Below are 25,851 nucleotides of genomic sequence, written 5' to 3' on the forward strand. Positions count from 1 at the left end.
GCGCTTGGCTTCAAGCGGCGCGGCGCATCCCCGCCATTTTCTCCTCAAGTTCCGCGGCCTCTCCTGCCGTGAGGAACAATCCCTGTTTCGTGCGCCGCCACAACACGTCTTCTGCCGTGACGGCCCACTCGTTTTCGATCAGATAGCGGACTTCCGCCTCGTAGAGCGTGCCGCCGAAATGAAGACCGAGATCCTCGATCTTGCTGGCCCCGCCGAGAACGACGCGGGCATTCTTACCATAGCAGCGGACCAGCCGGGCGCCATGGGTCTTTTGGATGAAGGGATAAAGCGCCAGCAGAGCCTCGACCTCGAAACCATAGCCGTTGACGGCGAAATCACCCCCGGGCAGCTTGCTCCTTGCGGTCCAGGGCGCACCCTTTTCGCCGATCGCCTCACCGATCTTTTCCAGCGCATGCTCGCCGAGCCGACGGTAAGTGGTGAGTTTGCCGCCGAATACGTTGAGAAGCGGCGCCCCGGCGCGGTCCTCAACCTTCAACACATAGTCGCGGGTCGCCTCCTGCGCCTTCGACGCACCGTCGTCGAACAGCGGGCGGACGGCGGAGTATGACCAGACGATATCGTCGCAGGTGACAGGCTCGGCGAAATATTCGCTGGCCGCGGCGCACAGATAATCGGCCTCCTCGCCGCTGATCTTCACGTCCTTCGGATCGCCGTGATAGTCGCGGTCCGTGGTGCCGATCAGGGTGAATTCCTGCTCGTAGGGGATGGCGAAGATGATCCGCTGGTCCGGGTTCTGGAAGAAATAGGCGCGCGGGTCGGAAAACTTCTTCTTGATGACGATATGACTGCCCTGGACCAGCCGCACATGCTGGGCCTCGTTGCGCCCCATGGCGGCCTGCAACACATGGTCGACCCAGGGACCCGCGGCATTGACCACCATGCGGGCACGATGAAGCACGGTAGCGCCGCTGGCAGCGTCACGCACGGTGATCTCCCAGAGACCGTCGACCACCTTGGCCGAGACGACCTTGTGGCGGGCAAGGATGGTCGCACCCCGCGCCTGCGCATCGGCGGCATTCAGCACCACGAAGCGGGCGTCATCGACCCAGCCGTCGGAATATTCAAACGCTTTGGCAAAGATCGGCTTCAGCGGCTTGCCGGCCGGATCGCGCTTCAGATCGAGCACCTTCGTCGCTGGCAGGAGCTTGCGGCCGCCAAGATGATCGTAAAGGAAAAGGCCAAGCCGGATCATCCAGGCCGGCCGCACCCCGCCCTTCTGGTAGGGCAGCACGAAGCGCAGGGGCCAGATGACATGCGGCGCCATGGCCCAGAGCACTTCGCGCTCCTTGAGGGCTTCGCGCACAAGGCGAAACTCGTAGTGCTCGAGATAGCGCAGGCCACCATGGATGAGTTTGGTGGCGCCGGACGAGGTGCCGGAGGCGAAATCGTTCATTTCCGCCAGCGCGACGGCGTAGCCGCGACCGGCAGCATCGCGCGCGATGCCGCAGCCGTTGATACCGCCGCCAATGACGAAAAGATCGAAAGTCGCAGCCTCGGCCATTTCACCCCTTCCCCTTCGGCTTCCGTGTGCACCGCACCATCAGAAACGCTGAAAATGATCTAAAGCGAAAAGAAAACGAAAGTCAAATGAAACAACGACCGTCAATCGTCGGCGCTGCCATCGGCTTGGGCTCGCGCCGTTTCGATTAGCCTGACATCGTTTTCAGCACAGATGTCGCGCACCGAATCGATAGGACAGAAATCGGTAATGAAGGTGTGCACCTGCGAGATGTGGCCGATACGCACCGGCGCCGTGCGGGTGAATTTCGACGCGTCGGTGACCAGAATCACATGGCGCGCATTGGCGATGATCGCCTGCGCGACCTTCACTTCGCGGTAGTCGAAGTCGAGCAGTGCGCCGTCCTCGTCGATCGCCGAGACGCCGATGACGGCGAAATCCACCTTGAACTGGCGGATGAAATCGACCGCCGCCTCGCCGACGATGCCGCCGTCTGCGCCGCGCACGACGCCACCGGCAATCACCACCTCTATCGCCGGGAAGATCCGCAAGCGATTGGCCACATTGATATTGTTGGTGATGACCATCAGTTCGGAATGGTCGGAGAGCGCCTCGCCGACGGCCTCGGTCGTGGTGCCGATATTGACGAACAGGGATGCGTTATCGGGTATGAGCGCTGCCGCCGCCCGGCCGATCGCCGCCTTTTCCGATGCGGCCATCAGCCGCCGTGCCTCGTATTTGAGGTTCTCGGTGCCGCGCGGGAAGATCGCGCCGCCATGGACGCGGGTAAGCGCCCTGCTGTCGCAGAGTTCGTTCAGGTCCTTGCGGATTGTTTGCGGCGAAACTTCGAAGCGCTGCGCCAGCTGCTCGACCGTCACCTTGCCCTCGACCTTGGCGATCACCAGGATTTCGCTCTGCCGGGAGGAATAGTTCATCTTGGCCGATCCGCTTTCGTTTGGATCGGGGACTTTAAGCCAAAACGAAGATCCCGCAAGCAAAACGACACGGGTCCACGACAGGAAGGTCGGGCTCACTTGGTCGCCCGGCGGAGGCTGAAGCCCGGCCGGCGATGGAGAAGGTGCATGCGGTGGTCATGGGATGTTCGACAGAAGCTGCAAGAGGCCACGACAGATCTCTGGGAACAAATATGGGCTGGGCGACGTTCTGGTTTCGAAATTCATCAAGGAGACCCTGACAATGCTCTATTACGCTCTTGTATTTCTCGTTGTTGCCCTGATCGCCGGCGCACTTGGCTTCGGCGGCATTGCCGGCGCCTCCGTCGGTATCGCGAAGATCCTGTTCTTCGTCTTCATCGTTCTGTTCCTGATCTCGCTGCTGACCGGCGCCTTCCGTCGCCGCGTCTAACGATCAGGGACATCCAAGGCGCGTCCTGACGGTTCCCCTGCCCGAGGACGCGACCTCCAGTCGAAAAAGCATCCGGTTTGCGCCGGATGCTTTTTTTTGCGTTCAGGTCGTCTCGCAGTTGATGCGCACGGCCGGCACTTACTGCGGATCGACCACCAGCTTGACCAGCCGGAAGGGGCTGGCGACCGTGGTCGCGGCCGCTTCCAGAACGAAGCCGCCGACATCGTTGATCGTCTGTTTCTGCTGGCTCAATTTCGGATAGAGCGCGGCGAGCTGGACATAGCGGTCATGGTTCAGCCTGCCGGTGCCTTGCAGGGACGACACGTCCACCAGCACGATCTTTTCCTCGCGGGCCACCTTTTCGACGATAGGGTCATGCACGTCGAGCGCGCCGATGCGGGGCACGTCGCCGGAAATCAGGCTGGAGGCCAGAAGCGCCCGGTCATCGGTGGAGACGAAGATCACCATAGGCGGCGACAGCGGGCCGATAACGGCCATCTGCTGTCCGAACACGTCCGCATCGACATCCGGCGCGGCAAGCAGGACCTCGAGGTGATGCAGCACATCGGTGCGCCCCATCAGTTTCAGCTGGCGCAGGCTCTCGGTGACCAGCCATCCCCCCATGCTGTGGCCGAAGAGAAGCACATGGCGGCCATCGCGCTTGACCGTCAGCTTCGTCAGCATGTCCACCAGGTAGTCGCGCGAATAGGTAACCGACTCCTTGTCTGCGACATAGCCGGCGACGCTTGCCTTGGACGGCCAGGAAAACAGCACCGGTACCCCGTCTATGCTGGAATCGCCCGACATCTGCACGACCCGGAACAGCGCTTCCTGGAAATTGGTGTTGAAGCCGTGGACGAAGACCCCGACATCGGCCCGGTCCTTCGACAGATGCGAAGCCTTCTGCCGAATCTGCGCGTAGAATTCGGCGGGTGTCAGTGTTTCGCGCGCCAGGACAGCAAAGGTCTTTCGCGGGTCTGGCCTGCCGTTTTCAGGCCATTCGATCTCGCCGGATTTGTGTCCGGGCGGCAGCGACACGGTATAACGGGCAAAATTGAGCCCTTCGGCGCGGTCGCTTGTAAAACCCTTTTCGCCGGCCGGTGGGGTGGCGCGGGTGGTCGCCACGAAAACCTGCACCGTCTTGGCCTCGGCCACAGGCTTTACCGGCGTCAGGTCGTCCGGGCCCGGCCGCGTGACGCAGCCGGCAAGGATCACGAGAAATGAGAGGACAAAGGCTCGAAATGCCGGGGAAACCGTAGAACCGGCATGGGAAAACGCAGACGATATCATCGTGTAAATACAACCACTTTTGACACACCCATTACGGGCGATTTGCCGCGACTATACATGAGCGCGCCGCCTGGGCGACGGCGCTTGAGGCAGGCACACGAGATGCGCGCGACGTTTTTCGCGAGGCGTCGCCGAAATCCCTCACCCCTTGCAGATTTTTTCGACGTGTCTCTTTGCGGCAGACCGATGTCGCATCCGCCTTATTGAGTGCGGTGCAAAACTGCTTATTTCGAGTATTGCAAGGCAGCCCCAGCACCCGGGGCCGAACGCGAACCGAGGACAACGAGATGGACCTGCAGAATACGGTATTGCGCCAACTGAAGAACCGGCGCGAGGGCTTCTCCCTCGAACAGCCCTTCTATATCGATCAGGACTATTTCAAGCTGGACATGGAGATGATCTGGTATCGCGACTGGCTGTTCATCGGCCATGATTGCGAAGTGCCGAAGGCCGGCAACTACTTCACCACGCAGATCGGCGATTATCCGGTCGTCATCGTGCGCGGCCGTGACGGCCAGATCCGCGCCTTCCACAACACCTGCCGCCACCGCGGCCACCGCGTCTGCACCCAGGATCGCGGCGCCTCGGCGAAGCTCGTCTGTCCCTACCACAACTGGACCTACGATCTCGACGGTTCGCTGGTCTTTGCGCGACAGATGGGCGAGACCTTCGACAAGGCCGAATTCGGCCTGAAGCCGGTCGCCTGCGAAACCGTTGCCGGCTACATCTTCATCTGCCTGGCCGACCAGCCGTCCGATTTCGCCCCCGTTCGCGACACGATCGAGCCCTTCATGAAGCCGCACCGGCTGTCGGAAGCCAAGGTCGCGCACAAGAACACCATCATCGAGAAGGGCAACTGGAAGCTCGTCTGGGAAAACAACCGCGAGTGCTATCACTGCGCACCGAACCATCCCGAGCTCTGCCGCACCTATCCCGAAGCGCCGACGGCGACCGGCGTGCAGGGCGCCGGCGACGATCCGGTGATTGCCGAGCACTGGCAGCGCTGCGAGGCAGCCGGTCTGCCGAGCGCGTTTAGCATGGACCCCTCCGGCCAGTTCCGCGCCGCCCGCATGCCGCTGATCCAGGGTGCGGAAAGCTATACCATGGATGGCAAGCCGGCGGTGAAGCGCTTCCTGTCGGATGACGTGAAGATCCGCGAGATCGGCACCATGCTGCTGTTCCACTATCCGACGACCTGGAACCATATCCTCGTCGACCACGCGATCTCGTTCAGCGTCACACCGATCTCGGCCGAAGAGACGGCTGTCACCACCACATGGTTGGTGCACAAGGACGCGGTCGAGGGTGTCGATTACGACCTCGACAAGCTGACCCATGTCTGGAACATGACCAACGACCAGGACCGCTCGATCGTCGAGGAAAATGCCTTCGGCATCCGCTCTCCGGCCTACGAGCCCGGCCCCTATTCGCCGGAGCATGAAGGTGGCGTGATGCAGTTCGTCGAATGGTATTCCAACTTCATGACCGATCGCCTGCAGGGCGACAAGGCACCTTTGTCGGTCGTGGCATAATCGGCAATGGCAAAGGAAAAGACCTACAAACACGTCGACGAGATGCGTCCTTGGAACGACAAGGAGCACCTCCTGGAGTGCGTTGCATGGACGCCGGAAACGGCCGACGTGATGACCTTCACCTTCAAGCCCGATCAGCCCGGCCACTGGTTCCGTTACCAGCCGGGCCAGTTCCTCACGCTGGAACTGCCGGTCGGACCGGATCCGGTGATGCGCACCTATACGATCTCGTCCACGCCGTCGCGGCCCTACACCATCCAGGTGACGGCCAAGGCGCAGAAGGACTCGATCGGCACGCGCTGGATGATGGAGCACCTGAAGCCGGGCATGAAGCTGAAGGCCTATGGTCCGGTGGGCGACTTCTCCTATGTCCGCCATCCCGGCGACAAATATCTATTCATCTCGGCAGGCTCCGGGATCACGCCGATGATGTCGATGACCCGGGACCTGTCCGACCGCGAACCGGACAGCGACATCGCCTTCATCCATTGCGCGCGCTCGCCCAATGACATCATCTTCCGCTGGGAGCTGGAGTACAAGGCGCGCCACATGCCGCATTTCGCGCTCGGCTTCATCGTCGAGCAGCTGGAACGCTCGCAGCTGTGGACTGGTCTGAAAGGCTTTATCGACAGGGCAAAGATCTCGCTGCTGGCACCGGACTTTCTCGACCGCAAGGTGTTCTGCTGCGGCCCGGCCCCCTTCATGGCAACCGTGCGCGATGCCCTGCAGAATGCCGGCTTCGACATGGACAACTACCATGAGGAGGCTTTTCTGCCGGCTGCGGCCCCGGCACCCCTCGTCGTCCCTGTTTACGCGGACGGAGAGGCACCAACAAAGGTCACCTTCGCCCTCAGCGGCAAGGAAGGACAGTGCGAGCCCGGCTTCACGCTTCTCCAGGCAGGCCGCGCCAACGGCGTCCGTATTGCAGCGGCGTGCGAATCGGGCCTTTGCGGCACCTGCAAGGTGATTAAGCTCAAGGGTGAGGTCGACATGCAGCACAATGGCGGCATTCTCGACGAAGAGATCGAGGAAGGCTACATCCTCGCCTGCTGCTCCCGTCCGCTGACGGATGTCGAAATCGAGGCGTGAGCCTCAGATCACGTCTGCCGGCCCGGTGGCCGGCAGCAGCGCTTTCAGACTTTCCAGCGTGTCGGCTTCCGCCGTCGGCTTGTCCCAGCGCAGGCGTGAGACCCGCGGGAAGCGCATGGCCACCCCGGATTTGTGCCGGGCCGACCGATTAAGGCCCTCGAAGGCAATTTCCAGCACCAGCCCGTTCTCGCGATTGGCGCGGACCGAGCGGACGGGGCCGAAGCGGTCGATCGTGTTGTCGCGCACGAACTTGTCGATCCGTTTCAGCTCCTCGTCGGTAAAGCCGAAATAGGCCTTGCCGACCGGCACGAGTTGCAAGGCACCGTCGATCTCGTCCCAGACACCGAAGGTGAAGTCCGAATAGAGGCTGGACCGCTTGCCATGGCCGCGCTGAGCATACATCAGCACGGCGTCGACGGTGAACGGATCGCGCTTCCACTTGAACCAGGGGCCCTTGGGCCGGCCGGTGACGTAGGGCGAGTCCTTGTGCTTCAGCATCACCCCTTCGATCACCGGATGCGGCGGATCGAGCCTCTTGCGGTCGAGATCGGCAACGTCCTCGTAGGTGATCTGCGCCGAGAGATCGAAGCGATCCGCGTCGAGCTCTCCCATGAATTGCTCCAGCCGGGCACGCCGCGCGTCGAAAGGCATTCCCCGCAGATCCTCGCCCTCCTGCATCAGCAGGTCGTAGATGCGGACGAAGACCGGATAGTCGCGCTTCAGCTTCTCCGGGACGCTCTTGCGGTTCAGCCGCTGCTGCAGGTCGGAAAAGGTGCCGACATGCTCGCCCGGCACGCCGACCAGCAGTTCGCCGTCGAGCACCGCCTCGAAATCGATGGTGCCAAGCAGGTCGGGAAAGGTAGCGGAGATGTCGTCGCCGGTGCGGGTATAGAGCCGGTGGATGCCACCCTCCGACGACACCTGCACGCGGATGCCATCCCATTTCCATTCGGCGCGATATTCGTCGGGGAGGATGCGGCCATAATCCGGTTCTTCCAGTGGTGTAGCAAGCATCACAGGGCGATAGAGCGCATTGGCGAGGCGCTCCGGCTTCGGCGTCTTCTTCTCCAGCCAGTCGAAGAGCGGCTGATAGGGGACCTCCAGACCATGCCAGAGCTCCTCGATCTCGGTGACGTCGACGCCACCGAAATCGGCGAGCGCCTGCTTGGCAAGCCTGGCAGATACGCCGATGCGCATGCCCCCGGTCATCAGCTTGATCAGGGCATAGCGGCCGGAGGTGTCGAGGGCATCCATGAAGGCGACGAATTTTTCTGGTGCCGAGGCGCGCGACGTCGCCTGAAGCGTCTCGACGACGTCCGCAAGCGCCGGCTCGGGCACAGCGTCTGCATTCTCGCTTTCCGGCCAGACCAGCGACACGGTCTCGGCGAGGTCGCCGACATAGTCGTAGGAATAGCCGAACAGCACCTCGTCGATGCGCTCCATGGCAAGCGCCCGGATGGTGCCGGCCTTGAGGTTGACGATGTCGAGCCCGCCGGTCAGCGCCGCCAGCGCATAGCCGCGGTCCGGGTCCGGCGTGGCCGCGAAATAGTCGCGCATCAGCGTCAGCTTGCCGTTGCGCGACGGCGTCAGCACGAGACGGTCGAGGAGTTCGGAAAAGGCGCGCATCTATTCGTTCTCGTCCTCGTAGCCGACAAGATGCAGCGGTTTTGCCTTGATCCCCGACAGCTCGCACCAGCGCACCAGCGCCTCCTCCCGCCCATGGGTGACCCAGACCTCGGAAGCGCCGGTCTCGGTGATCGTCTGCGTCAGTTCGGGCCAGTCGGAATGATCCGACAGGATCAGCGGCAGCTCGACGCCGCGCTGCTTGGCGCGCTGGCGGATGCGCATCCAGCCGGAGGCAAAGCAGGAGATCGGATCGGCAAAGCGCCGCGCCCAGCGATCGGCAAAGGCGGATGGCGGACCGATGACGATGGTCCCGGCGAAATCCTTCGACTTGCCCTTCTCCAGCGTTGCCGGGCGAAGGTCGCCAAGGGCGATCCCCTGGCTTTCGTAGAAGGCACAGAGCCGCTCGAGCGCGCCGTGGATATAGATCGGTTCGTGATATCCGGCCTGGCGCAGAAGCCCGATGACGCGCTGGGCCTTGCCGAGCGCATAGGCGCCGACGATATGGGTGCGCTCCGGAAACTGCTCGACGGAATGCAGCAAGCGGCCGATCTCCTCCGCATCCGGCGGATGGGTGAAGACCGGCAGGCCGAAGGTGGCCTCGGTCACGAAGACGTCACAGGGCACTACCTCGAAGCCGGTGCAGGTCGGATCGGCACGGCGCTTGTAGTCACCGGAGACGACGATGCGGGTTCCCTGATACTCGACCGCGATCTGGGCCGAGCCGAAGACATGGCCGGCCGGATGGAAACTGACCTTGACGCCGTTGACGTCGACTTCGCCGCCATAGGCAATCGGCTGGCGTTGGCCGGCAAAATCCTCGCCATAGCGGATCGCCATGATGTCCAGCGTCTCCGGCGTTGCCAGCACATGGGCATGACCGGAGCGGGCATGGTCGGAATGGCCATGCGTAATGGCCGCGCGGGATACCGCGCGCACCGGATCGATATAGAAGTCACCGGGCTGGCAATAAAGACCCGCCGGCGTGGGCTTGAGCAGTTCCGAAGGGCGGATCATTCATTGGAAGATAGGGACCGGGGTTGCCTTTGCAAGACGGCTTCGCCGCCGCCCGGTCAGCGCCCCGCGGCACCGATCGGGGGATCGGGATGCGGTTTGAAGAAGCGGATGATCTCCGCCGCTGTGACGTCCTCGATCCGGCCCGGGCGCCAGGTCGGGTTGCGGTCCTTGTCGATGACGGCGGCCCGCACGCCTTCATAGAAATCGTCAAGCGTCAGGATCGCGGCCGAGCCGGCAAATTCACGGTCGATGCACTCTTCCAAAGTCTGGCTCTGCCGACCGAGGCGCAGCATCCGCAGCGTGATCTTCAGGGCTGTCGGCGAGCGCTGCCAGAGCCGCTCGACCGTTCTGCCGGCAAAGACATCGGTTTCGCCATTCAGGGCCTCGACGATCTCCTCGACGGTATCGCCGGCAAAGCAGCGATCGATCAATGGAAGGTGTGACTCGAGAGGCGCCGGACCCGGATCGGTGGCGAAGGCGGCAACGACATCGCCAACAAGCTCGGCATCGGCCGCAGGCGACAGTGTGGCGAGCGCATCCTGCAGGGCCGGCAATTGCGCGACCGGTACGCAGACATCGGCAAGGCCCGCGAGAATGGCATCCGCCGCGCCGATGATCTCGCCGGTGAGGCCGAGATAGGTGCCGAGTTCGCCGGGTGACCGCGGCAGGAGAAAGCTGGCGCCGACATCTGGAAAGAAACCGATGCCGGTCTCCGGCATGGCAAGCTTCAGCCTCTCGGTGACGATCCGGTGGCTGCCATGGGCCGAGATGCCGACCCCGCCGCCCATGACGATGCCGTCCATGAAGGCGATATAGGGCTTGGAATAGCGCGCGATATGGACGTTCATCCGGTATTCCTCGCGCCAGAAGGCAAGCCCCTGCCCGTCGCCGGCACGACCGCTCTTGTGCACCATGCGGATGTCGCCGCCTGCGCAAAGCCCACGCTCGCCGGCGCCTTTCACCAACACCGCGGCGATCGCCGGATCGGCCTCGAACCGGTCGAGAGCGCCCTGCATGGCGCCGACCATCGCGCGGTTGAGACTGTTCAGCGCCTCGGGACGATTGAGGCTGATGACGCCCAGGGCGCCGTCGCGGTCGACAAGGAGTTGCGGCTCGTTGCTCATGCGGTCTCCCCTGTCCCTGCTGGTCCTGCTCCGGTTGCCTGTCGATCAAGAGAGCGGTCGAGGCGCGGATCGTCAACCCCTGTCACGGGCCGCGGTGCCGCCCGCGGGCGAAACCGTTTCCGTCTGAAGGCGCATTTGCAACGGCGCGCGAGGTGGTTATGGTCGCATCTCGAAAATGCGGTTGCGTAACCAAGAAAAGGCCGTCGGGAATGTCGGGAGGAAGCATGAATTCGGTACTGGACCAGCTGGCGACACGCCGGGCGAACGCCAATCTGGGCGGCGGCCAGCGCCGCATCGATGCCCAGCACGCCAAGGGCAAGCTGACCGCGCGCGAGCGGATCGACGTTCTTCTCGACGAGGGGTCGTTCGAAGAATACGACATGTATGTCACGCATCGCTGCGTCGATTTCGGCATGGCCGAGGAAAAGGTACCGGGCGACGGCGTGGTGACCGGATGGGGCACGATCAACGGCCGCCAGGTCTATGTTTTCTCCCAGGACTTCACCGTGCTCGGCGGCTCGCTGTCGGAAACTCATGCGATGAAGATCTGCAAGATCATGGACATGGCGATGAAGAACGGTGCGCCGGTGATCGGGCTCAATGATTCGGGTGGGGCCCGCATCCAGGAGGGCGTTGCCTCGCTTGCCGGCTATGCCGACGTGTTCAAGCGCAATGTCGATGCTTCCGGCGTGATACCGCAGATTTCCGTGATCATGGGCCCTTGCGCCGGTGGGGCGGTCTATTCGCCCGCCATGACCGATTTCATCTTCATGGTGCGCGACACGTCCTACATGTTCGTCACCGGCCCGGACGTGGTGAAGACCGTGACCAACGAGATCGTCACGGCGGAAGAACTGGGCGGCGCCTCGACCCATACGAAGAAATCCTCGGTTGCCGACGGCGCCTTCGAGAACGATGTGGAGACGCTCGAGCAGGTGCGCCTGCTGTTCGATTTCCTGCCGCTCAACAACCGCGAAAAGCCGCCGGTCCGGCCCTTCCACGACGACCCGGCGCGGCGGGAGGACCGTCTCGACACACTGATCCCCGACAGTTCCAACCAGCCCTACGACATGAAGGAATTGATCCTGGCGCTGGCCGACGAGGGCGACTTCTTCGAGATCCAGCAGGACTTTGCCCGCAACATCATCACCGGCTTCATCCGCATCGAGGGCCAGACGGTCGGCGTCGTCGCCAACCAGCCGATGGTGCTGGCAGGCTGCCTCGACATCGACTCGTCGCGCAAGGCTGCCCGCTTCGTGCGCTTCTGTGATGCCTTCTCGATCCCGATCCTGACGCTGGTCGACGTGCCCGGCTTCCTGCCCGGCACGGCGCAGGAATATGGCGGCGTGATCAAGCACGGGGCCAAGCTGCTGTTTGCCTACAGCCAGGCGACCGTGCCGATGGTGACGCTGATCACCCGCAAGGCCTATGGCGGCGCCTATGACGTGATGGCGTCGAAACATATCGGCGCCGACATCAATTATGCCTGGCCGACCGCGGAGATCGCGGTCATGGGCGCCAAGGGCGCGGCGGAGATCCTCTATCGCTCGGAGCTTGGCGACGCCGACAAGATCGCCGCACGCACCCTGGAATACGAGGTGAATTTCGCCAACCCGTTCAAGGCGGCCGAGCGCGGCTTCATCGACGAGGTGATCATGCCGCATTCCTCCAGACGGCGGATCGCCCGCGCCTTTGCCTCCCTGCGCAACAAGCAGGTGGGCACCCACTGGAAGAAGCACGACACGATACCGCTCTAGGGGGTAGAATGCCGAAAGTCTTCGAATGGAAGGGATGGAGGTTCGAGTTCTAGAGTCTCCACCGCTTTGAACCGCCACATGTTCACATTCGAAACGATCGCAAGGAAACCAAGATCTGGCTACAGGACCTCACCATCGCGCGCAACAAGCGCTGCACGGAGAAAGAACTGAATGACCTGCTTGCAATCGTCACAGAGCAGCAGCGGAACTTCCTGGAGAAGTGGAATGAGCATTTTGGACATTGACGACGACTTGCTCGAGCCGGTCAGCGCCTACTGCACCGAGACGGGCCTTGTCGTGCTCTTGGGGAACGGGACGACCCTCGTGACCCCGCTCTGGTGGTACCCACCTCTTCTGGCGGCGAGCACAGAGCAGCGCAACGCGATAGAATTGTCTCCCTATGGCATCCATTGGCCCGCCCTGGATGAGGACTTGAGCATTGAAGGCATGCTGCAGGGTGCCAGATATCCCGACGCCAAGCCTCCGGCCGAGGCAGCTGAATAATTTTGAACCATGCGCCATAGGCCGATTTTCATCGGAAAAGCCGCCCGGCCTTTCCTATATTGCTTTTCAAGCGCCCCTTGATCGGGCGCCGCCCCCGCAACCTTCGAGGACCCGTTTTCATGACCGAGAAATCCCCCGCCGACAATTTTCCCGCCGGCTATGTACCGCCGAAAGTCTGGACCTGGGAACAGGGCAATGGTGGCCAGTTCGCCAATATTAACCGTCCGACAGCCGGCCCGCAGGTCGATAAGGAATTGCCCGTCGGCAAGCATCCGCTGCAGCTCTATTCGCTGGCGACACCGAACGGCCAGAAGGTCACCATCCTGCTCGAGGAACTGCTCGCAGCCGGTCACACGGGCGCGGAATACGATGCCTGGTTGATCAAGATCGGCGACGGCGACCAGTTCGGCTCCGGCTTCGTCGACATCAATCCGAATTCCAAGATTCCGGCGCTGATGGACCACGCACCGAAGGGTGGCGGCGCGCCCGTGCGCCTGTTCGAGAGCGCTTCGATCATGACCTATCTTGCGGAAAAATTCGACGCCTTCCTGCCGACCGAGCCGCGCACCCGCGCCGAAACCTTCAACTGGCTGTTCTGGCAGATGGGCTCCGCACCCTTCCTCGGCGGCGGTTTCGGCCATTTCTATGCCTATGCGCCGATGAAGATCAAATATGCGATCGACCGCTATGCCATGGAGGTCAAGCGCCAGCTCGACGTGCTCGACAGGCGTCTTGCCGAAAGCCGGTTCATCGCCGGCGACGACTACTCCATCGCCGACATGGCGATCTGGCCCTGGTATGGGCGTATCATCCTGGGCGAGGCCTATGGCGATGCCGGCACCTTCCTCGATGGTGCAAGCTACAAGAACGTGGCACGCTGGACCGACGAGATCGGCGCACGTCCGGCCGTCAAGCGTGGTGTCATCGTCAACCGCGCATCCGGCGAACCCGCGCTGCCGGAACGGCACGATGCTTCGGATTTCGACACGAAGACCGGGGACAAGATCGGCGCCGCGGGCTAAAGAGGGGCGCTTGAGAGAAACGGAGAACTGGAATGGCCAATCTGCCCGACATGACGAAACACCGCGGATTTCCCGGCGGCCTGCCGGGCACTGGCATCCAGTTCACCATTCGCCGCGCCAATCCAAAGGGCGTGACGCCGCTGAAGGCAATTCCGCGGCGCGCCCGGCCAGACACCAAGGAACATCGCATCGACGCCGCCTTTCTGCATGCGCTCTGGCATCATTTCGGCGACGAGCCTTTCGAGCGTGGCAATCTCGATGCGGCGCGGCTTTGCCTGCTCTTCGGTCGGGAAGTCGTCGCCGCCGATCAACATTTCGACCCGCTATCCTACGAGGCCATGCTGCAGATCGATGAAAAGGTTGCACGGGCCAATTTTCCCGAAGCCTTCGACGATGTGTTCGAGGTCTGATGAAAATGATCCCTTCGACGCATCGCTTGAGGCAGATTTGATGGCAAAAATACCAGAAATGCCAAAGCATCCCGGTTTTCCCGCCGGGCTTCTCGGTACCCAGTGGCAGTACACGCTGCGGCGCTCCAAGACCAAGGTCACGCCGCTGGCCGCCTGGCCCCGCCATCGGACGATGGACCAGACGGTCGCCCTCGCCGATATCGGCTTCGTACAGGCACTGTGGCAATATTTCGGCTCGGCCCCCTTCGAGCGCGGCAATCTCGACGGCGAGCGGCTCTGTCGGCTGTTCGGCCGGGAGATCCTGCCTGCCGAACGCGGCTTTGATCCGAAGTCCTACAACGCGATGCTGAAGCTCAACGAGGCGATGGCACGCAAGAATTTTCCGGACGCCTTTTGAAGCCAGCGCCGAAATAGACATGACCATGACCGAAATGCCGATCGCGGGAGGCGAACGTCAGTGATCCAGAAAATCCTCATTGCCAACAGGGGCGAAATCGCCTGCAGGGTGATCAAGACCGCGAAGAAGATGGGGATAGCCACCGTCGCGGTCTATTCCGACGCCGATGCCAACGCGCTGCATGTGAAGATGGCCGACGAGGCCGTGCATATCGGGCCCGCACCGTCGAACCAGTCCTATATCGTCATAGAGAGGATCCTGGACGCCATCCAAAAGACCGGCGCCGACGCGGTGCATCCGGGCTATGGCTTCCTCTCGGAAAATCCGGTCTTTGCCGAGGCGCTCGACAAGGCCGGCATCACCTTTATCGGCCCGCCCGTCAATGCCATCGAGGCGATGGGCGACAAGATCACCTCGAAGAAACTCGCGGCCGAGGCCGGCGTTTCGACCGTTCCGGGCCATATGGGTCTGATCGCCGATGCCGACGAGGCGGTGAAGATCTCCGACGAGATCGGCTATCCGGTGATGATCAAGGCCTCTGCCGGTGGCGGCGGCAAGGGCATGCGCATTGCCTGGAACCCGCAGGAAGCGCGCGAAGGCTTCCAGTCGTCGAAGAACGAGGCGAAGAATTCCTTCGGCGACGACCGGATCTTCATCGAGAAATTCGTCACCGAACCCCGCCATATCGAGATCCAGGTGCTCGGCGACAAGCATGGCACCGTCCTTTATCTCGGCGAGCGGGAATGCTCGATCCAGCGACGCAACCAGAAGGTGATCGAGGAGGCGCCCTCGCCTTTCCTCGACGCCGCGACGCGCAAGGCCATGGGCGAACAGGCCGTCGCCCTGTCGAAGGCGGTCGGCTATCATTCCGCCGGCACCGTCGAATTCATCGTCGATGGCAACAGGAATTTCTACTTCCTCGAGATGAATACCCGCCTGCAGGTGGAGCATCCGGTGACCGAGCTGGTGACCGGTCTCGACCTCGTCGAACAGATGATCAGGGTCGCAGCCGGAGAAAAGCTGTCCTTTGCTCAAGCCGACGTAAAGCTGAACGGCTGGGCGATCGAAAGCCGACTTTATGCCGAGGACCCCTATCGCAACTTCCTGCCATCGATCGGAAGGCTGACCCGCTATCGTCCTCCGGCGGAAGGCGAGCAGGCGGACGGCACCGTGCTGCGCAACGATACAGGGGTCTATGAGGGCGGCGAGATCTCGATGTATTACGATCCGATGATTGCGAAGCTGTGCAGTTGGGGCCTGGATCGCGCCATCGCGATCGACGCGATGAGTACCGCGCTCGACAATTTCGAGGTCGAAGGCATAGGGCACAACCTGCCCTTTCTCTCGGCGGTCATGCGTCAGGAGCGCTTCCGCTCCGGCAGACTGACCACCGCCTATATCGCGGAAGAATTCCAAGACGGATTTTCGGGCGTCGAGCCCGGGCAGCCGGAGGCGCGGACGCTTGCGGCCATTGCCGCGGTGATCAACGCAACCGTGCAGGAACGGGCGACCCGGATCTCCGGCACGATCGGCAACCACGCCCGACGGGTGGGCAAGGACTGGGTGGTGACGCTTGCAGGCGCCAGTTTCACTGCAAGCCTGGAGGCTGGCCCGCAGTCCGCGACCGTTCACCTCGATGACGGCGACCCGATTTCCGTCGTGACGAACTGGACGCCGGGCCGCAGCCACGCGCAGTTCCTCGTGGACGGCGAGACACTGGGCATCAAGATCGACCTGAAGGGGCCAGCGATCCGGCTGCGCTGGCGCGGCATGGATGTGACCGCCCATGTCCGCAGCCCGCGGGTCGCGGCGCTCGCCGCCCTGATGCCTGAAAAACTGTCGCCCGATACGTCAAAGATGCTGCTCTGCCCGATGCCGGGCGTGATCACCAGCCTTGCGGTGAAGGCCGGTGACAAGGTGGAGGCCGGCCAGCCGCTGGCGACCGTCGAGGCGATGAAGATGGAGAACATCCTGAGGGCGGAAAAACGCGGCATCGTGAAGACGGTAGCCGTCGAACCCGGGCAGAGCCTTGCCGTTGACGAGCTGATCATGGAGTTCGAGGGGTGAGGACCAGGGGAGGAAGTGCAACGCGGCTGGAACGCGGCGCCCGGCACATGTCGGGAAAGCCGCTTCGGCAGGCGCCGCTGATGGTCCTGCCCTCCGAAGAAGACGATCCGACCGGAGAACCGGCCAAACCCATCTGTCTCGGCGCGCCGCCGATCCATGCAACCTTCAGGAAAGGACAGCGTCCATGACCGACAAGACCATCGAGGAGTGGCAGGCACTGGCCGGCAAGGAGCTGAAGGGCAAGGACCTCGGCGACCTCACCTGGCACACGCCCGAGGGTATCGACGTGAAGCCGATCTATACCGCTGACGATCTCGATGGCGTCGGGCATCTCGGGTCGCTGCCCGGCATTTCGCCTTTCACCCGCGGCCCGCGAGCCACCATGTATGCCGGGCGCCCCTGGACCATCCGCCAATATGCCGGGTTTTCCACCGCCGAAGACAGCAATGCCTTCTATCGCAAGGCGCTCGCCGCCGGCCAGCAGGGTGTATCCGTCGCCTTCGACCTTGCCACCCATCGCGGCTATGACAGCGACCATCCGCGCGTCGAGGGCGATGTCGGCAAGGCCGGCGTGGCGATCGACAGCGTCGAGGACATGAAGATTCTCTTCGACGGCATCCCGCTCGGCGACATCTCGGTGTCGATGACGATGAACGGCGCCGTGATCCCGATCCTGGCAAGCTTCATCGTGGCCGGCGAGGAACAGGGTATTTCGCGCGATCAGCTGTCGGGGACCATCCAGAACGACATCCTGAAGGAGTTCATGGTCCGCAACACCTATATCTACCCGCCGGAACCCTCGATGCGGATCGTCGCCGACATCATCGAATATACGGCGAAGGAGATGCCGAAATTCAACTCGATCTCGATCTCCGGCTACCACATGCAGGAGGCTGGCGCGACGCTGGTGCAGGAACTCGCCTTCACGCTGGCGGACGGCCGCGAATATGTGCGCGCCGCGATTGCCAAGGGGCTCGACGTCGATGCCTTTGCCGGGCGCCTCTCCTTCTTCTTCGCCATCGGCATGAACTTCTTCATGGAGGCGGCCAAGCTCCGGGCGGCCCGCCTGCTGTGGTCGAAGATCATGGCGGAATTCCATCCGCAGAAGCCGTCAAGCTCGATGCTCCGGACCCATTGCCAGACGTCCGGCGTGTCGCTTGCCGAGCAGGATCCGTACAACAACGTAGTGCGCACTGCCTTCGAGGCGATGTCGGCAGCCCTTGGCGGCACCCAGTCGCTGCACACCAACTCCTTCGATGAGGCGATCGCGCTGCCGACGGAGTTTTCCGCCCGCATTGCCCGCAACACCCAGTTGATCCTGCAGCACGAGACCGGCGTCACCAAGGTCGTCGATCCGCTGGCCGGCTCCTATTACGTCGAGAGCCTGACAAGCGAACTGGCCGAGAAGGCCTGGGCCCTGATCGAGGAGGTCGAAAGCCTCGGCGGCATGACCAAGGCGGTAGCCGATGGCTTGCCCAAGCGCCTGATCGAGGAAGCCGCCACCCGCAAGCAGGCCGCCATCGACCGCGGCGAGGAGGTGATCGTCGGCGTCAACAGGTTTCGCCGCGACGAGGAAGATCCGCTCGATATCCTGCAGATCGACAATTCGGCCGTGCGCGCGTCACAGATCAAGCGGCTTGAACAGACAAGGCGCCAGCGCGACCCAAAGGCTGTCGAGGTTGCCCTGAAGGCGCTGACCGGGATCGCCGCCGACGGCAAGGGCAACATCCTCGAAGCTGCCGTCGAGGCGGCCCGCGCCCGCGCCACGGTCGGCGAGATTTCCGATGCAATGCGCGAAGCCTTCGGCTCCTACGCGGCCACGCCGGAGGTCGTGCACGACATCTATGGCAAGGCCTATGAGGGCGACCCGGAACTCGGCATCCTCACGGACCGGCTGGCGACCTATTCCAAAGCCAATGGCAGCGCGCCCCGCGTGCTGGTCGCAAAGCTCGGGCAGGACGGCCATGATCGCGGCGCCAAGGTGATCGCGTCCGCCTTTGGCGATATCGGCTTCGATGTGGTGGCAGGACCTCTGTTCCAGACGCCGCAGGAAGCCGCCGACCTGGCGGTTGCGGAAAAGGTGACGGTCGTTGGCATGTCGTCGCTGGCCGCCGGCCACCGGACGCTTGCCCCGCAACTGGTCGAGGCGCTGAAAGCCAAGGGGGCAGAGGATATCATCGTCGTCGTCGGCGGCGTGGTGCCGCGGCAGGACTATGACTTCCTGCTGGAAAGCGGTGTCTCGGCGGTCTTCGGTCCCGGCACGAACGTCATGGATGCCGCCCGCTCGGTGCTCGACCTCGTGGAAGGCAGGCTGCGCAACAGCTGACCTTGCGACTTTAAGGCTCTTGGGGGTTCAGGTCGCGCAGCAGGCGGCCGTGCCGGCGGACTTCGCTCAGCACTTCGCCGAAGCGCATGTCACCGCGTGCCTGCAGCATCGATTTGAGTTTCAGGAAGACATCCGCCGTCGCCATCGTATCGCCGATCGCGGTGTGGCGGGCCTCGGGCGGGATCTCAACTCCCAGCCGTTCCGCCAGCGCATCCAGGCTGTGGGCCTCGCTCTGGCCGAAGACGACGGCCGACAACAGGACCGTGTCGAGGATCGGGTTGTCGAACCGGACACCCGCCTGACGCTCGGCACGGCGCAAGAATTCCATGTCGAAGGGCGCATTGTGGGCAACAAGCACGGCGCCCTTGGAGAAACGATGGAAACGCGCCGTCGCCTCGGCAATGTCTGGCGCATCGGCGACCATGGCGTCCGTTATGCCATGCACGGCGGTCGAGGCCGCGGGGATCGGTCGTTGTGGATCCACCAGCGTGTCGAACACTTCCGCCTCGATGCGCCGACCGTTGACGATGCGGACGGCTGCCAGCTGCACGATCGCATCGCCCTTTTCCGGCAACAGTCCCGTGGTCTCGGTGTCGAACACGACATAGGTCAGATCATCCAGACGGGCGTCGCTGATCCGCTCGTAGGACAGCCGGCGCAGCAGTTCGAAATCATAGACGACATGACGCTCCGCCGGTAAGCGCCTGGCGGCCTGCGGCACCGCCGGTGCAACTGGCGGCTCCGCCCGACAGCCCTGGTAGCTATCGTGGAGATCATGCAATTCGCGCTGCAGCCGAACGATGTCATCGGCGGTGGTTGGGGAGGTTTCCCGCGCGATGCCCGACACTGTTCGGTGCAGATGGTCGATCGCGGGCAGCAGCCGGTCAAACACCTCTGCGAGCAACCTGTCCCGGCTGGCATTCGTCGTGAGTTCAGCCGTGACATCGCGCAAGGTCATGACATAGGCGCCGGGATCCTCGGCACTGTCGCCGGCAAGCCGCATGCGCACGGCAAGCCGTCTCTGCCCGCGGATGGTATCGCAGGTCAGCTGTATGGCAATGTCGTCGGCCTCCGCGTCTAGCAGCCGTGCATGAGCCTGGCGTAGCGGGTGCTCGTCGAGATAGTCGAAAACCGGCTTGTCGAGACCGAGCGCCGTGTGGTCATCTCCGAGCAACTGACTGGCGCCGCTATTGTAGAACGCGACGCGGTGACCGCCGGTACAGAGCAGCACGCCCGGCGGCACATCGGACAACAATTCTTCCAGACGCGCCTTGTCGGCGGAGAGCCGCGCCGTTTCGCGCGCGACCGCCTCGGTCAGTGCGCCACGCGCCTTGGATAGCGAGGACGTGGCAGCCGAAGCCGCCGTACCCAGATCGCCGAGAAAGCGGGCGTGTTCATCGTCGAGTTCGTCTTCGACATGGGCGTGGCTTCTAGCAAACATGGCGCCGGCCAGCCGCTGCATGGGAATGGCGATATTGAGGTCGAACAGAAACCAGACCCAGGCGATCAATCCGATGACAAGAAAGCCCGCGACGATGCTGGCGCGCAGCAGCGAGGAGAAGACATCAGGCTCGCCCGTGTGATGCAGGCCGAACCACAGGCCGACACCATGCGACAGTATAACGCCGAGCACCAATGCGGCGAAGAACAGGAAGATCCGGCCCCGCACGCCCAATCGCCGGTAAAGCCCCTCTGCCACTCTTGGTCTCCCTGGTTTGCAGATTGTAATTCACAGTCCTTGCATCTCGATATGCCGGTGTCAGCGACAGGCGGCCCTCAGCACCGGATCGTCGGCGGCAAGGTCCTGCCAGGCGGCGCCGGCAATCTCGCCATTCTCCCCGATGCCGCCCGCCCTGCCGAACAGATCGGCCCGGCGATGCCGGGCGCAGTCGAAGGCGACCTTCACCTGCGCCGTCAGTTGCCAGCGTGCGGCCAGCGCCAGATTGACAATCACCTGATCCGGGAAATCCGGATTGCGCTGCGCCGTTCTGTTATCCACGGCGACAAACCGGTCGACCACCGGATAAAGATAGCTCCAGGGACGCCAGGGCGCCTTCGCCTCATGCTTCCAGGCAATGACCACGCTGTCGGGCCGACCGGTCGTCATGCGGTCGTACCAGCTGTATTCGCTCCAGACCGCATAGGCGAGCATGCCGAGCCCCGCCGCCGTCGGCACGATCCATTTTGGCAAGAGCCCCCGGCTTAGCCATCTCAACGCCATGGCCACGCCCGCAAGGGCAACACCGGAAACGATGGCGGCAATCAACTCAAACAGCATGGTGTCGTCCTTGAAATCCTGTCAAATCGGGGCGCTGCGACCATGGCCGAGCGCCGATTGCATCGTGCGGATGACGACGAAGGCATCGCGCAGATGCGAGCGTTCGAAGTCGCCGAAATCGTAAGGGGCAAGGAAATTGCCCGGTGGCTCCCCGGCCCGGATCTGCCGCGCCTGATTGCGAATCCGCATCTCGGCCACCAGATCATAGGCTGCGATCAGGTCCTGTGCGCCGGCGCCTGAGATTACCCCGGCATCCCTCGCCGCCTGCAGCCTCTGGCGTGTATTGACCGGCACCAGACCGCCCCGCAGCGCATAGACCCGACCGAGGTCGACGACGGGCACCACACCATTATGCTTCATGTCGATCTGGTTGCGATGCTCGCCGCTGCGGATCGTGGCGAAACCGCGCAGCAGGCCCAGCGGCGGCGCATGCTTCAGCGAATTGGAAATCATGTGGGCGACGAAGATCGAGTTCTGCCCGGCCTCTTCCAGCGTGCGGGCCTGCAGGCCGCGAAACAGCGCCTCGTCACCCGCGATCGGGCGCAGATCGAACATCACGCTTGCCAGCATCTGCGCCATCGGATCGGGCTGGCGGATCCAGCCTTCGAAATAGCGGCGCCAGACGGACAGCGGCTGGCACCAGCGCGGATTGGTCGCCATCATGTCGCCGGGGCAGTAGACATAGCCGCAGGCATCGAGACCGTCGCTGACGAAACGGGCAAGCCTGGCATACCAGCTGATGTCGTCCGGCTGCATGCGATCGTCGATGACGATGCAATTGTCCTGGTCGGACACGCCGGTCTGTTCCTGCCGGCCCTGGCTGCCGCAGGCAAGCCAGGCATAGGGCACGGGCGGCGGCCCGAACGTCTCCTCGCCCAAAACCACGAGGCGGCGGGTGACGGCATCGGCAATGTCGGTGATCAGCCGGGTCACCACCTGGTGCGGATGGTTGGCGCCGATCAGCTGGGCCAGCAATTGCGGAATGCGCGCGGTCACCATGGCGAGCGCTTCTGCATTGCCGGCCGTTGCCACGTCCCGCACCAGCACGGCCGACGACATGGCCTGGAAGCGGGTGAGATCGGTCTGCGTCACCATGCCGACGAGCCTGCCCGCCTCGACGACCGGGAGATGACCGATTTGGCGCTCAAGCATCAGATGCAGGACGTCGGATCCGAGCGCCTCCGGAACAAGCGCGGTGGGGTCGGGCGTCATCACCGCACGCACGGTCGTTTCGCGCGCAACACGCGCCTCCGCCAGCACGCGGGCGGTCAGGTCCCCTGTCGTCAGGATGCCGATGAAGCGGTCATCCTCGACCACGCCGAGACTCGAGACATGGCGGTCGCGCATCAGCCGAGCCGCGACGCAGACGCTTTCATCGGGGGCAATCACCACCGGCGGACGCGACATCAGGTCGCCCACCTTGTGGCTTGCCATGTCGGACCGTCGCGTGTCGGAGGTATGCCCCCGGGTGAAAAAGCGACGATAGACCGGTTGCTCGTCCATCAACCGCTGGAATTCGGGCGTCGGCAGCACCAGCAGACGGCAGTCGGACAGGGCCCTGGCATGGGTCGCCGCCAATCCGTCGCGCAGGAGCCCCCGCTCTCCGAGCGAATTTCGCGGGGACAGCTGCGAAATCAGGCCGCCGACGGCATCCCGCACTTCGACGGAGCCTTCCATGATCAGGAACAGGCCTTCGAGCGGTTCGCCAAGGCGGTAGACGTCGCCGCCTGCGTCGACCTGCTTCGGTTCGAAACATGTCGCGGCATGCGCCAGCGCGTCCGGCGGAAGGCTGTCATAGGGATGCACCGTCTCAAGAAAGCGGACGATGTCGGCCTGGGATTGGGTCATGCTCCCCTCATGCGATCACCGCCACGGGCACGGTATCAAGGGACAGGCGAAAAGGGGCGGCGCCACAAGGCCGCCCCTTCGAGTTTTCAGCGCTCAGTGGCTGGTCGCCGAGCCGGCACCACGCGGCACGCGGATCGATTCCACCAGTTCCTGCACCGCTTCCGGTGGCTCTTCCGTCGCCATGGAGACGAAATAGGCGACCGCGAAGTTGAGGATCGCGCCGATCGGACCGAAGGCCGTCGGCGGGATGCCGAACAGGTAGTTCTCCGGCAGCGGCTCCAGCATGTTGGTGCCCTTGATGAAGAACCAGCCCAGATACATGAACAGATAGAGGCAGGTCACCACCAGGCCGGTGATCATGCCGAGCGTCGCTCCCAACGAATTGATCCGCTTGGAGAAGATACCCATCATCAGCGCCGGGAAGATGGTCGCAGCCGCCAGACCGAAGGCGAGCGCCACCGTCTGGGCGGCAAAGCCCGGCGGGTTGAGCCCCAGAAGGGTCGCCACCAGAATGGCACCGGCCATGGCAACACGGGCGGTGAGCAGCTCGTTCTTTTCCGAGATGCCTGGAACCAGCCAATCCTTGATCAGGTCGTGACTGATCGAGGAGGAGATCGCCAGCAGCAGACCGGCCGCGGTGGACAGGGCAGCCGCAAGACCACCGGCTGCGATGAGCGCGATGACCCAGCCCGGGAGCTGCGCGATTTCCGGATTCGCCAGAACCAGGATGTCGTTGTTGATCTCGAGCTCGTTGCCGCTCCATCCACGCTGGGTGGCCTGATCCGCGAAAGCCGGATTCTTGTCGTTGTAGTACTCGATCCGGCCGTCGCCGTTCTTGTCCTCGAACTTTAGAAGGCCGGTGACTTCCCAGTTCTTCATCCAGTCGGGACGCTGCGAATATTCGACCGCCGGCTGCTCGGGGCCGCCGGGGAAGATGGTGTTGATGATGTTGAGCCGCGCCATTGCACCGACGGCAGGAGCCGTCAGGTATAGAAGGGCGATGAACACCAGCGCCCAGCCCGCCGACCAGCGTGCGTCGGATACCCGGGGCACGGTGAAGAAGCGGATGATGACATGCGGCAGACCCGCCGTGCCGATCATCAGCGACAGGGTGAACAGCGTCATGTTGAGGATCGACTGCTGGCCGGTATACTGGCTGAAGCCGAGTTCGGTGACCACCTGATCGAGCTTCGTCAGCAGCGGCAGGCCCGACCCCTCATGGGTGGAGAACAGCCCGAGCGGCGGCAACGGATTGCCCGTCAGCTGCATCGAGATGAAGATCGCCGGGATCGTGTAGGCGATGATCAGCACGACATACTGGGCGACCTGGGTATAGGTGATGCCCTTCATGCCGCCGAGTACCGCATAGGCGAAGACCACCGCCGCTGCGATCCACAGGCCGGTCGAGGATTCAACCTCGAGGAAGCGCGAGAAGGCAACGCCCGCCCCGGTCATCTGGCCGATGACATAGGTGACGGAAATCACGATCAGGCAAATCACGGCCACAAGCCGCGCCGTCTGGCTGTAGAACCGGTCGCCGATGAATTGCGGCACGGTAAACTTGCCGAACTTGCGCAGATAGGGGGCCAGCAACAGGGCCAACAGCACATAGCCGCCGGTCCAGCCCATCAGATAGGTCGAATTGCCGTAGCCGACGGCGGCAATCAGGCCGGCCATCGAAATGAAGGAGGCCGCCGACATCCAGTCGGCGGCGGTTGCCATGCCGTTAAGAACGGGGTGCACGCCGCGGTTGGCTGCGTAGAATTCCGCTGTCGAGCCCGCCCGGCTCCAGATCGCAATGCCGATATAGAGCGCGAACGAGAGCCCGATTACCAGCAGGTTGAGTGTATACTGATCCATGTCTGCCCCCTCACTCCTCATCCACGCCGTATTCGCGGTCGAGCCGGTTCATGTAGCTCGCGTAGAAGAAGATCAGCGCGATGAACACGAGGATCGACCCCTGTTGTGCGAACCAGAATCCCAGATCGGTGCCCCCGAACGAAATGCCGGATAGCATTGGCCTCAAGATGATGCCGAAACCATAGGACACGATGGCCCAGATGATCAGCGAGATGAAAATGATACGCTTGTTGGCAGCCCAATAGGCATTGGACGATGTGCGGTCCGCCATGTGCAACTCCCTCTTTCCTCCAAAACCGGCCCCTCTTGCTTGAGGGACCGTCTCCCCTTCCACCTATGCTCCGCCCGCCCGGTTACGACAGGGCGGGCAGAGATACTGGAGCTTCCCTTCTAGTGAAGTAATCCGGCAGAGAATACCCTTGCCTTGGTCTAATACGAACAAGTCTTGACGGCATGGATAGTCTGATGGCAGCCTGTGGAATCGACAGCTTTATTTGTGCGACGCACAAATTAGGCCTGAGCGATAGAGTATTTATGAGAAACCGACAAGATGAACCGCGTCCGACCTCATTCCAGGCTGGACGGGAGCGTCGCCAGGCGTCCCGCGGTTCGGAGACGGCGGGACGGGCACTCAGGCAATGGAGAGAACTGTAATGGGGTGGAGGAGCGCGACGGGGGGCTGACGCGCTCCTCCCACAGCATCGTGCTTAAACCCACCGTCTGGCATGGGGACTGAGACGGCAGACACGACACTGTGACGATCCTCAGAGAGGATCGATCTGAATTAGGTAGTACCTTACGCGTTTCCGCAATCCTCTTGCTACAGCATCGGCCCGAGAATCGGTATCGTTTTCGGGAAGCA

General features: G+C 63.0%; 22 protein-coding genes. 11 read left to right on the forward strand and 11 right to left on the reverse strand.

Annotated elements, in window-relative coordinates:
* Positions 1–10: 10 nt before the first annotated feature.
* Positions 11–1,522 (reverse strand): glycerol-3-phosphate dehydrogenase, encoded by a 1,512-nt coding sequence (gene glpD / locus J2Z17_RS02545; RefSeq protein WP_209941904.1) that lies wholly within the window; start codon positions 1,520–1,522, stop codon positions 11–13.
* 101 nt (positions 1,523–1,623) lie between these two features.
* Positions 1,624–2,415, reverse strand: a complete 792-nt coding sequence (locus J2Z17_RS02550) for a DeoR/GlpR family DNA-binding transcription regulator (protein ID WP_209941905.1) — start codon at positions 2,413–2,415, stop codon at positions 1,624–1,626.
* A 262-nt stretch (positions 2,416–2,677) separates the two neighbouring features.
* On the opposite strand from J2Z17_RS02550, the gene J2Z17_RS02555 reads away from it, so the two are divergent.
* Complete coding sequence (locus J2Z17_RS02555; protein WP_209941906.1) at positions 2,678–2,845, forward strand: DUF1328 domain-containing protein; 168 nt, start codon at positions 2,678–2,680, stop codon at positions 2,843–2,845.
* A gap of 138 nt (positions 2,846–2,983) precedes the next feature.
* Here J2Z17_RS02555 and J2Z17_RS02560 read toward each other — a convergent pair whose 3' ends face one another.
* Positions 2,984–4,135 (reverse strand): alpha/beta hydrolase, encoded by a 1,152-nt coding sequence (locus tag J2Z17_RS02560; RefSeq protein WP_209941907.1) that lies wholly within the window; start codon positions 4,133–4,135, stop codon positions 2,984–2,986.
* 287 nt (positions 4,136–4,422) lie between these two features.
* On the opposite strand from J2Z17_RS02560, the gene J2Z17_RS02565 reads away from it, so the two are divergent.
* A complete protein-coding gene (locus J2Z17_RS02565; protein WP_209941908.1) occupies positions 4,423–5,667 on the forward strand; it encodes an aromatic ring-hydroxylating oxygenase subunit alpha in 1,245 nt (414 codons plus the stop codon).
* Positions 5,668–5,673: 6 nt separating this feature from the next.
* Positions 5,674–6,756: an FAD-binding oxidoreductase gene (locus J2Z17_RS02570; protein ID WP_209941909.1), complete on the forward strand. Its 1,083-nt coding sequence runs from the start codon at positions 5,674–5,676 to the stop codon at positions 6,754–6,756.
* 3 nt (positions 6,757–6,759) lie between these two features.
* Here J2Z17_RS02570 and J2Z17_RS02575 read toward each other — a convergent pair whose 3' ends face one another.
* From J2Z17_RS02575 to J2Z17_RS02585, 3 genes are read right to left on the reverse strand one after another with little or no spacing between them, the layout of a single operon-like run.
* Positions 6,760–8,382, reverse strand: coding sequence for a cisplatin damage response ATP-dependent DNA ligase (locus tag J2Z17_RS02575; protein ID WP_209941911.1), 1,623 nt, complete (start codon positions 8,380–8,382; stop codon positions 6,760–6,762).
* Positions 8,383–9,393, reverse strand: coding sequence for a ligase-associated DNA damage response exonuclease (locus J2Z17_RS02580; RefSeq protein WP_209942214.1), 1,011 nt, complete (start codon positions 9,391–9,393; stop codon positions 8,383–8,385). It lies immediately after the preceding gene.
* Between the two features lie 59 nt (positions 9,394–9,452).
* Positions 9,453–10,520, reverse strand: a complete 1,068-nt coding sequence (locus J2Z17_RS02585) for an enoyl-CoA hydratase/isomerase family protein (protein WP_209941913.1) — start codon at positions 10,518–10,520, stop codon at positions 9,453–9,455.
* 224 nt (positions 10,521–10,744) lie between these two features.
* Between J2Z17_RS02585 and J2Z17_RS02590 the strand changes: the two genes are divergently transcribed.
* The 8 genes from J2Z17_RS02590 (at position 10,745) to scpA (ending at position 19,003) form a co-directional block, all read left to right on the forward strand.
* On the forward strand, positions 10,745–12,277 hold the full coding sequence (locus J2Z17_RS02590; RefSeq protein ID WP_209941914.1) for an acyl-CoA carboxylase subunit beta: 1,533 nt from the start codon (positions 10,745–10,747) through the stop codon (positions 12,275–12,277).
* 113 nt (positions 12,278–12,390) lie between these two features.
* Positions 12,391–12,522: a DUF4160 domain-containing protein gene (locus J2Z17_RS25570; RefSeq protein ID WP_377299954.1), complete on the forward strand. Its 132-nt coding sequence runs from the start codon at positions 12,391–12,393 to the stop codon at positions 12,520–12,522.
* Positions 12,503–12,781 (forward strand): DUF2442 domain-containing protein, encoded by a 279-nt coding sequence (locus J2Z17_RS02600; RefSeq protein ID WP_209941915.1) that lies wholly within the window; start codon positions 12,503–12,505, stop codon positions 12,779–12,781. The genes J2Z17_RS25570 and J2Z17_RS02600 overlap by 20 nt, the downstream gene beginning before the upstream one ends.
* A gap of 119 nt (positions 12,782–12,900) precedes the next feature.
* Positions 12,901–13,803, forward strand: coding sequence for a glutathione-dependent disulfide-bond oxidoreductase (gene yghU / locus J2Z17_RS02605; protein WP_209941916.1), 903 nt, complete (start codon positions 12,901–12,903; stop codon positions 13,801–13,803).
* Positions 13,804–13,835: 32 nt separating this feature from the next.
* Positions 13,836–14,213: a hypothetical protein gene (locus tag J2Z17_RS02610; protein ID WP_209941917.1), complete on the forward strand. Its 378-nt coding sequence runs from the start codon at positions 13,836–13,838 to the stop codon at positions 14,211–14,213.
* A 40-nt stretch (positions 14,214–14,253) separates the two neighbouring features.
* Positions 14,254–14,610, forward strand: coding sequence for a hypothetical protein (locus J2Z17_RS02615; protein ID WP_209941918.1), 357 nt, complete (start codon positions 14,254–14,256; stop codon positions 14,608–14,610).
* A 60-nt stretch (positions 14,611–14,670) separates the two neighbouring features.
* A complete protein-coding gene (locus tag J2Z17_RS02620; protein ID WP_209941919.1) occupies positions 14,671–16,677 on the forward strand; it encodes an acetyl-CoA carboxylase biotin carboxylase subunit in 2,007 nt (668 codons plus the stop codon).
* A gap of 184 nt (positions 16,678–16,861) precedes the next feature.
* Positions 16,862–19,003 (forward strand): methylmalonyl-CoA mutase, encoded by a 2,142-nt coding sequence (gene scpA, locus J2Z17_RS02625; RefSeq protein ID WP_209941921.1) that lies wholly within the window; start codon positions 16,862–16,864, stop codon positions 19,001–19,003.
* 10 nt (positions 19,004–19,013) lie between these two features.
* Here the strand turns inward: scpA and J2Z17_RS02630 are convergent, their stop codons facing one another.
* From J2Z17_RS02630 to J2Z17_RS02650, 5 genes are all read right to left on the reverse strand, one after another.
* A complete protein-coding gene (locus tag J2Z17_RS02630; protein ID WP_209941923.1) occupies positions 19,014–20,702 on the reverse strand; it encodes a 3'-5' exonuclease in 1,689 nt (562 codons plus the stop codon).
* A 60-nt stretch (positions 20,703–20,762) separates the two neighbouring features.
* Positions 20,763–21,281, reverse strand: a complete 519-nt coding sequence (locus tag J2Z17_RS02635; protein WP_209941924.1) for a hypothetical protein — start codon at positions 21,279–21,281, stop codon at positions 20,763–20,765.
* Between the two features lie 21 nt (positions 21,282–21,302).
* Positions 21,303–23,129 (reverse strand): DUF294 nucleotidyltransferase-like domain-containing protein, encoded by a 1,827-nt coding sequence (locus tag J2Z17_RS02640; RefSeq protein ID WP_209941925.1) that lies wholly within the window; start codon positions 23,127–23,129, stop codon positions 21,303–21,305.
* A 93-nt stretch (positions 23,130–23,222) separates the two neighbouring features.
* On the reverse strand, positions 23,223–24,989 hold the full coding sequence (locus tag J2Z17_RS02645; RefSeq protein ID WP_209941926.1) for a sodium:solute symporter family protein: 1,767 nt from the start codon (positions 24,987–24,989) through the stop codon (positions 23,223–23,225).
* A 10-nt stretch (positions 24,990–24,999) separates the two neighbouring features.
* The gene (locus tag J2Z17_RS02650) at positions 25,000–25,260 is read right to left on the reverse strand and encodes a DUF4212 domain-containing protein (RefSeq protein WP_209941927.1); all 261 of its coding nucleotides are present in this window, start codon (positions 25,258–25,260) and stop codon (positions 25,000–25,002) included.
* Positions 25,261–25,851 lie beyond the last annotated feature (591 nt).

The organism is Heterorhizobium halophytocola, from assembly GCF_017873095.1.
Taxonomy (GTDB): domain Bacteria; phylum Pseudomonadota; class Alphaproteobacteria; order Rhizobiales; family Rhizobiaceae; genus Allorhizobium; species Allorhizobium halophytocola.

Excerpts from the sequence above, each read along its gene's own strand:
- glpD (WP_209941904.1), bottom strand. The coding sequence starts at position 1,522 with ATGGCCGAGGCTGCGACTTTCGATCTTTTCGTCATTGGCGGCGGTATC.
- J2Z17_RS02550 (WP_209941905.1), bottom strand. The coding sequence starts at position 2,415 with ATGAACTATTCCTCCCGGCAGAGCGAAATCCTGGTGATCGCCAAGGTC.
- J2Z17_RS02555 (WP_209941906.1), top strand. The coding sequence starts at position 2,678 with ATGCTCTATTACGCTCTTGTATTTCTCGTTGTTGCCCTGATCGCCGGC.
- J2Z17_RS02560 (WP_209941907.1), bottom strand. The coding sequence starts at position 4,135 with ATGATATCGTCTGCGTTTTCCCATGCCGGTTCTACGGTTTCCCCGGCA.
- J2Z17_RS02565 (WP_209941908.1), top strand. The coding sequence starts at position 4,423 with ATGGACCTGCAGAATACGGTATTGCGCCAACTGAAGAACCGGCGCGAG.
- J2Z17_RS02570 (WP_209941909.1), top strand. The coding sequence starts at position 5,674 with ATGGCAAAGGAAAAGACCTACAAACACGTCGACGAGATGCGTCCTTGG.
- J2Z17_RS02575 (WP_209941911.1), bottom strand. The coding sequence starts at position 8,382 with ATGCGCGCCTTTTCCGAACTCCTCGACCGTCTCGTGCTGACGCCGTCG.
- J2Z17_RS02585 (WP_209941913.1), bottom strand. The coding sequence starts at position 10,520 with ATGAGCAACGAGCCGCAACTCCTTGTCGACCGCGACGGCGCCCTGGGC.
- J2Z17_RS02590 (WP_209941914.1), top strand. The coding sequence starts at position 10,745 with ATGAATTCGGTACTGGACCAGCTGGCGACACGCCGGGCGAACGCCAAT.
- J2Z17_RS02600 (WP_209941915.1), top strand. The coding sequence starts at position 12,503 with ATGAGCATTTTGGACATTGACGACGACTTGCTCGAGCCGGTCAGCGCC.
- yghU (WP_209941916.1), top strand. The coding sequence starts at position 12,901 with ATGACCGAGAAATCCCCCGCCGACAATTTTCCCGCCGGCTATGTACCG.
- J2Z17_RS02610 (WP_209941917.1), top strand. The coding sequence starts at position 13,836 with ATGGCCAATCTGCCCGACATGACGAAACACCGCGGATTTCCCGGCGGC.
- J2Z17_RS02615 (WP_209941918.1), top strand. The coding sequence starts at position 14,254 with ATGGCAAAAATACCAGAAATGCCAAAGCATCCCGGTTTTCCCGCCGGG.
- scpA (WP_209941921.1), top strand. The coding sequence starts at position 16,862 with ATGACCGACAAGACCATCGAGGAGTGGCAGGCACTGGCCGGCAAGGAG.
- J2Z17_RS02635 (WP_209941924.1), bottom strand. The coding sequence starts at position 21,281 with ATGCTGTTTGAGTTGATTGCCGCCATCGTTTCCGGTGTTGCCCTTGCG.
- J2Z17_RS02640 (WP_209941925.1), bottom strand. The coding sequence starts at position 23,129 with ATGACCCAATCCCAGGCCGACATCGTCCGCTTTCTTGAGACGGTGCAT.
- J2Z17_RS02645 (WP_209941926.1), bottom strand. The coding sequence starts at position 24,989 with ATGGATCAGTATACACTCAACCTGCTGGTAATCGGGCTCTCGTTCGCG.
- J2Z17_RS02650 (WP_209941927.1), bottom strand. The coding sequence starts at position 25,260 with ATGGCGGACCGCACATCGTCCAATGCCTATTGGGCTGCCAACAAGCGT.